The 6,758-nt window shown below is 62.6% G+C and carries 4 protein-coding genes and 1 tRNA gene; 4 read left to right on the forward strand and 1 reads right to left on the reverse strand.

Annotated features, from left to right (window positions below; all coding sequences use genetic code 11):
• From ACR2J1_RS09620 to ACR2J1_RS09630, 3 genes are all read left to right on the forward strand, one after another.
• Positions 1-3,345, forward strand: a 3,345-nt coding sequence (locus ACR2J1_RS09620; RefSeq protein ID WP_434019108.1) for a multidrug efflux RND transporter permease subunit, incomplete at its 5' end; no start/stop codon positions are given.
• A 77-nt stretch (positions 3,346-3,422) separates the two neighbouring features.
• A complete protein-coding gene (locus ACR2J1_RS09625) occupies positions 3,423-5,444 on the forward strand; it encodes an acetyl-CoA carboxylase biotin carboxylase subunit (RefSeq protein WP_434019109.1) in 2,022 nt (673 codons plus the stop codon).
• A 20-nt stretch (positions 5,445-5,464) separates the two neighbouring features.
• Entirely contained in the window at positions 5,465-5,764 is a 300-nt protein-coding gene (locus tag ACR2J1_RS09630) for an acylphosphatase (protein ID WP_434019110.1), read from the forward strand.
• Here ACR2J1_RS09630 and lipB read toward each other — a convergent pair.
• Positions 5,761-6,426: a lipoyl(octanoyl) transferase LipB gene (gene lipB / locus ACR2J1_RS09635; protein WP_434019111.1), complete on the reverse strand. Its 666-nt coding sequence runs from the start codon at positions 6,424-6,426 to the stop codon at positions 5,761-5,763. The genes ACR2J1_RS09630 and lipB overlap by 4 nt on opposite strands.
• 134 nt (positions 6,427-6,560) lie before the next feature.
• Here lipB and ACR2J1_RS09640 point away from each other — a divergent pair.
• Positions 6,561-6,646 (forward strand) — tRNA-Leu (locus ACR2J1_RS09640).
• The last annotated feature ends 112 nt before the right edge of the window (positions 6,647-6,758 follow it).

A 6,758-nucleotide genomic window follows, 5' to 3' on the forward strand; every position in this document is an offset into this window, starting at 1 on the left:
GGCGCGCGCCGCGCCTTCACCGATATCTTCATCAGGCGCCCCGTCCTCGCGACGGTGTTGAGCCTGCTCATCCTGCTGCTCGGCATCCAGGCCTTTTTCTCGCTCCCGATCCGGCAATATCCGAAGCTCACCAACACCACGATCGAGATCACGACGACCTATCCCGGCGCCAACGCCGAATTGATGCAGGGCTTCATCACGATCCCGATCCAGCAGGCGGTGGCGAGCACCGAGGGCATCGATACGCTGGTCGCGTCCTCCAATCAGAATGCGAGCACGGTCACGCTGAACCTAAAGCTCGACGCCGACCCCGACCGCGCGATGACGGACGTGCTTTCCAAGCTCGCGCAGGTCAAAGGCATTCTGCCGCGCGAAGCGAACGATTCCGTCGTCACCAAGCAGACGGGCGAGGGCTATGCCCTGATGTATCTCTCCTTCAATTCGAAGGTGATGAACTCATCGCAGATTAGCGACTATATCACCCGCGTGGTACAGCCGAAGCTGCAGACCATCAATGGCGTGGCCAATGCCGAGATTCTCGGCGGCCAGGTCTTCGCTATGCGCATCTGGCTCGATCCCGACCGCATGGCGTCGCTCGGCGTGACACCACTCGACGTTCGCGCCGCTCTTGCCGCCAACAATTTCACTTCGGCGCCGGGCCAGGTGAAGGGCGACTTCGTAGAGACGAATATCGACGCCAAGACGTCGCTGAAGAGCCCGGAGGCGTTTGGCGAGCTGGTGGTCATCCACAAGGGTGACGCCCTAATCCGGCTTGCGGACGTGGCGGATATCGAGCTCGGTCCGCAGAATGCCGACTCATCCTCGGTGTTCGACGGGCTGAAGGCGGTGTTTATCGGCGTTTATTCGACACCGAGCGCGAACCCGCTCACCGTGATTACCGACGTGCGTAAGGCCGTTCCGCAGATCCAAAGTGAACTGCCGCCCGGCCTGGAAGCGGCCGTCGCCTACGACGCGACCAATTTCATCCGCGCCTCGATCTGGGAGGTGGTGAAGACCTTGGGCGAAGCGGCGCTCATTGTCATCGTGGTCATCTTCCTGTTTCTCGGCAATTTACGCTCGACGATCATTCCCATCGTTACCATTCCGCTTTCTCTTGTCGGCGTGCTCGCAATTCTGTACGGGCTTGGCTTCTCCATCAATCTCATGACGCTGCTTGCGCTCGTGCTCGCCATCGGGCTCGTGGTCGACGACGCCATCGTCGTGGTGGAGAACATCTATCGGCATATCGAGGAGGGGAAGCGGCCGTTCGAGGCGGCGATCATCGGGGCGCGTGAGATCCTGTTCCCCGTCATCGGCATGACGGTCACGCTCGCCGCCGTGTTCGCGCCGATTGCCTTCGTATCCGGGTTGACCGGTACGTTGTTCCGGGAATTTGCGCTCACGCTTGCCGGCGCCGTGATCGTGTCAGGCATCATCGCCATTACGCTCTCGCCGATGATGTGTTCGCTGCTGCTGAAGCCGCATAAAGGCGAGCAGGCCAGCGGGTTCACAGGCTGGCTCGACCGCCGCTTTGAGGGCCTCAAAAATCGCTATCAGCGCCGACTGCACCGGACGATGAACTTCCGCCCGGTGACGATCCTCGTGCTCGTGGGCGTGATTGCCGCCAGCGGCCTCATGTATATGACCACGCAGCGTGAGTTGGCGCCCGAAGAGGATCAGGGGATTCTGTTCACCCTCGTGAAGACTCCGCAATACGCCAATCTCGATTACCTCGAGGATGCCACGGCGCAGCTCAATCGGGCCTTCGCGGCCGTGCCGGAGAAAGATCACGTCTTCGCCATCAACGGCATGGGCAACGTGCATCAGGGTTTCGCCGGCTTGTTGCTGAAGCCATGGGACGAACGCGAGCGCAATCAGAAGCAGGTGTTGCAGGAGCTCCAGCCGAAGATCGCCGGCATCGCGACGGCGCAGGCGATCTCCTTCTCGCCGCCGGCCTTGCCGGGATCGACGGGCGGTCCGCCGGTGCAGTTCGTCATCACCACGACGCGGGACTTCCGCCAGCTCGCCGACGTGCTTGCCGATGTCGAGAAGTCGGCGCGCGACAGCGGCCTGTTTATCTTTTCGGATTCAGATCTGCGGTTCGAGACGCCGCAGATCGAGTTCCATATCGACAACGCGAAGGCCAACCGCCTCGGCATCACCATGGCCGATGTGGGCAACTCGCTCGCGACGCTGCTCGGTGGCAATTACATCAACCTTTTCGACCTCTATGGCCGCTCGTATCAGGTGATACCGCAAGTGCCGCGCGAGTTCCGCGCCGATGCGAGCTGGCTGACGCGCTACCAAATCCGCACCAGCTCCGGCACGCTCGTCCCGCTGTCGAATGTGGCGACCGTGTCGCAGACGGTGCAGCCGAATTCGCTGACCAATTTTCAGCAGCTTAATTCCGCGACACTCACCGCGGTGCCTTTTCCGGGGCGGACCGTGGGCGAAGCCGTCGAGTTTCTGAAGCAGAAGGCCGCCAACGATTTTCCCGAAGGGTTTTCTTACGACTTCCAGGGCGAAAGCCGGCAGTTCGTGCAGGAGGGCAATACGCTCGTCTACACGTTCATCTTTGCGCTGGTCGTGATCTTTCTCGTGCTTGCGGCGCAATATGAGAGCTTCCGCGATCCGCTCATCATCTTGATTGCGCTGCCGACCTCGATCTTTGGCGCGCTGCTGCCGCTCAACGCGGGGCTCGCGACAATCAACATCTACACCCAGATCGGGCTCGTGACGCTGATTGGGCTGATGTCGAAGCACGGCATTCTGATGGTCGACTTCGCCAACAAGCTGCAGGAAGAGCAGAACTACGGACGGCGGGAGGCGATCGAAGAGGCCGCCGCGATCCGGCTGCGTCCCATTCTCATGACCACGGCCGCGACCGTTGTCGCCATGGTGCCGCTTCTGATCGTGGGCGGCGCGGGTGCCGCGAGCCGTTTCAATATCGGTGTGGTGATTGCCGCCGGCATGACGATCGGCACGCTCTTCACCCTGTTCGTCACGCCTGCGGTCTACACCTATATCGCCAGGGATCGGCAGCGCGTGCGCGAGAATAGTGCGGGCGTGCCGGATGAGATCGCTCTCGAAGCTGCACTGCTCGGGCCCCTAGAGCCTCAGATTGAGGCCCAAGCGGGCTTGCCGGAACCGAGACAGGGGGTCGCCCCGGCCGAGGACGAGGCCGATATGGGGGCTCGTATGGCACCCAAAGCGGAAGGCTATCCTTCGCCTGAGGCTGAGGCATTCAGCTCCGCGGCGAGCGCTGCCAAGGGAGCCAAAAACCGCACCCAAAGGGCCGCAAAGCGGCCGCCGAAGCGAAGGCGCTTTCCTTCGGCGGCGGAGTAGTCCAGGCTGGCCCTACGCCGGTTTACTCTCTCCGAACAAGCCTTTAGAAAGCCCAAGCCGGAATTGGGGGCGGGGACATGTTTGCGAAGATTTTGATCGCCAACCGCGGCGAAATTGCCTGCCGCATCATCAAGAGTGCGAAGCGGCTCGGGATCGCCACCGTCGCGGTCTATTCTGATGCGGATCGCGACGCGCTGCATGTGGACATGGCCGATGAGGCGATCTGCATCGGGCCGGCGCCCGCTGCGCAGTCCTATCTAGATATGCATAAGATCATCGCCGCCGCCAAGGAAACCGGCGCCGAGGCCATTCATCCCGGCTATGGCTTCCTGTCCGAGAACGCCGGCTTTGCACGCGCGCTGGAGAAGGCCGGCATCATCTTTATCGGTCCGAACATCCGCGCCATCGAGGCGATGGGCGACAAGATCGAGTCGAAGAAGCTTGCCGCCAAGGCGAAGGTCTCCACCGTTCCCGGCCATCTCGGCGTGATCAAGGATGGCAAGGAGGCGATCAAGGTCGCCGACGAGATCGGCTATCCCGTGATGATCAAGGCATCGGCGGGCGGCGGCGGCAAGGGCATGCGCATCGCCTATAGCCGCAAGGAAGTGGAGGACGGCTTCAACTCCTCAAAGTCGGAAGCGAAGTCGAGCTTCGGCGACGACCGCATCTTCATCGAGAAATATGTGGAGGGGCCGCGCCCTATCGAGATCCAGGTGCTCGGCGACAAGCACGGCAACGTCATCCATCTTGGCGAGCGCGAATGCTCGATTCAGCGCCGCAATCAGAAGGTGATTGAGGAGGCGCCAAGCCCGTTTCTCGACGCCAAGACGCGCGAGGCGATGGGATCGCAGGCGGTCTCGCTGTCGAAGGCCGTCGGCTACGATTCCGCCGGCACGGTCGAGTTCATCGTCGACAAGGACCGCAACTTCTATTTTTTGGAGATGAACACGAGGCTTCAAGTCGAGCATCCTGTGACCGAGCTCGTCACGGGCGTCGATCTCGTCGAGCAGATGATCAAGATCGCGGCCGGAGAAAAGCTGACGCTGAAGCAGAAGGATGTGGCGCTGAAGGGCTCCGCCATCGAGGCGCGCATCTATGCCGAGGATCCCGCACGGAACTTCCTCCCCTCGACAGGCCGGCTCGTGCGCTATCGGCCGCCGAGGGAAGGCGTCGTCGATGGCGTCACGACGCGGCTCGACACCGGCGTTGAAGAAGGCGGTGAGATCTCGGTCTATTACGACCCGATGATCGCCAAGCTCGTCACCCACGCACCGAAACGGCTGGAGGCCATCCAGCAGATGGGCCGGGCGCTCGACTCGTTTGCCATTGACGGGTTTCGCCACAACATTCCTTTCCTCGCCGTGCTCATGCGGAACAAGCGCTGGCGCGAGGGGCGGCTCACCACCAAATTCATCGCCGAGGAGTTTCCGGAAGGGTTCAAGCCGCCGGTGCCGACCGGCGAGGTGCGCGACGTCCTTATCGCCATTGCCGCCAGCATCGACCATCTCAGCAATCAGCGCCGCCGTCTCATCACCCAGCAGATGCATGGAGAGGCGGTGCGCTTCGCCGAGCTGCGCATTGTCGAGCTGGGCGGCGTGCGCGAGCGGGTCAAGGTGGAAGGCGGCCCTGGCGGGCAGACCACGGTTACGATCGCCGGCGCGGAGAACGGCGAAGCTGAGCGGCAGGTGAACCTTGCCTCCGGCTGGTGGTTCGGCAGCCCGGTGTGGGAAGGAACGATCGACGGCACGCAGGCGGCCGTGCAGGTGCGCCCGATCGTGAACGGCTTCGCGCTCGTTTATAAGGGCGTCGAGGTCGAGGCCCGCGTCTTTACCGAGCAGGAAGCCGACCTCATGGCGCTCATGCCGGTGAAGGAAGCGGCCGACACTTCGAAATATCTGCTCTGTCCCATGCCTGGTCTTGTCATGTCGCTCAATGTCAGCGAGGGCGACGAGGTGGCCGCGGGCGATGCGCTCTGTGTCGTCGAGGCCATGAAAATGGAGAATGTGCTGAAGGCCGAGCGCGACGGAAAGGTGAAGAAGATCGTCGCCAAGCCCGGCGACAGTCTCAATGTCGATGCGGTGATCCTCGAATTTGCCTGAGGAGCCCCTTGCGAACGGGCATGGCAAGCGAACGAGAGCAAGAGCGCCGGACAGTGACGGTGCGTATCGAAGGCCGCGTGCAGGGCGTGTTTTTCCGTGCCTGGACCGAGCAGACCGCGCGTTCGCTCGGCCTTGACGGCTGGGTACGGAATCGCCGTGACGGCTCTGTCGAGGCTGCCTTCTCCGGTCCTCCGAATGTCGTGGCGGCGATGCTGACACGCTGCGCCGACGGTCCGCCGGAGGCCAAGGTCGATGAGGTCGTGGTCACCGAAGAGGGCGGTGCCATGGCTCACGGATTCAGGGTGCTTCCGACGCATTAAGAGTCGTCGCGCGCGAACACTTCGTCGAATGCTGCGCGTAGCGCGGCATCCACCTGATCCGTCTCGGTCGTGCCGCCAAGGGCGGCGAGGCTCGTCACCGGTGTGTTCAGCCCGCAAGGGACGATGCCGGAGAAGTGCTCCAAGTCTGGATCGACGTTGAGGCTGACGCCGTGAAACGTCACCCAGCGGCGCACGCGGATGCCGACGCTGGCGATCTTGGCATCGTCGACAAAGACGCCGATCTGATCGTCATGCCGTTCGCCTGCGACGCCGAGCTGGGCGAGCGCCGCGATCAGCCAGTCTTGAAGCGAGGAGACGAAGGCGCGCACGTCGCGGCCGCGTTTGTTGAGATCGAGCATGACATAGGCCACGCGCTGTCCGGGGCCGTGATAGGTGAAGCGGCCGCCGCGCCCGCTGCGATAGACAGGAAAGCGGTGAGGGTCGAGGAGCTCGGCCGGATCGGCGCTGGTGCCGCCTGTATAGAGGGATGGGTGCCCGAGCAGCCAAACGCGTTCGGGTGCTCTGCCTACTGTCATCGCCTCGACGTGGGCCTGCATCGCTTGCAGCGCCGCTTCGTAAGGAATGGCCTCGATATCGACCCTCCAGTCGACCTCACTGAGCCGGGGGAGAGGGACGGGGGGCTTGCGGCCATTGTTCAGCATGGGCACACGGGACCTATCCTAGGCCAACCTTGCACCACAGGGATAGGTTTGCTAAGGGCAGCAGGCCCCCGCTCGCGCTTGCCGGTGGGATCTCCTATAGCCACATCCGAGGCTCGGACGCCCCGGATTTCCTTGCGGTCGTGGCGGAAATGGTAGACGCGCAGCGTTGAGGTCGCTGTGAGCTTAGCTCGTGGAGGTTCGATTCCTCTCGACCGCACCACTTTCCTAAACCTGTCGCACAAGGCGTTTCGCCTTCCGCGGCGGGAGCCTTTTTGGGCTGGAATTTCTGTTCCAACCAGCGTTTAGTTCTCTTATGTCGTGCCTGTGTTTGC

Source organism: Methyloceanibacter sp. (genome assembly GCF_050999895.1).
Lineage (GTDB): Bacteria > Pseudomonadota > Alphaproteobacteria > Rhizobiales > Methyloligellaceae > Methyloceanibacter.

Bases quoted from the DNA above. Each gene is read 5' to 3' on its own strand.
- ACR2J1_RS09625 (WP_434019109.1), top strand. From the start codon at position 3,423: ATGTTTGCGAAGATTTTGATCGCCAACCGCGGCGAAATTGCCTGCCGC.
- ACR2J1_RS09630 (WP_434019110.1), top strand. From the start codon at position 5,465: ATGGCAAGCGAACGAGAGCAAGAGCGCCGGACAGTGACGGTGCGTATC.
- lipB (WP_434019111.1), bottom strand. From the start codon at position 6,426: ATGCTGAACAATGGCCGCAAGCCCCCCGTCCCTCTCCCCCGGCTCAGT.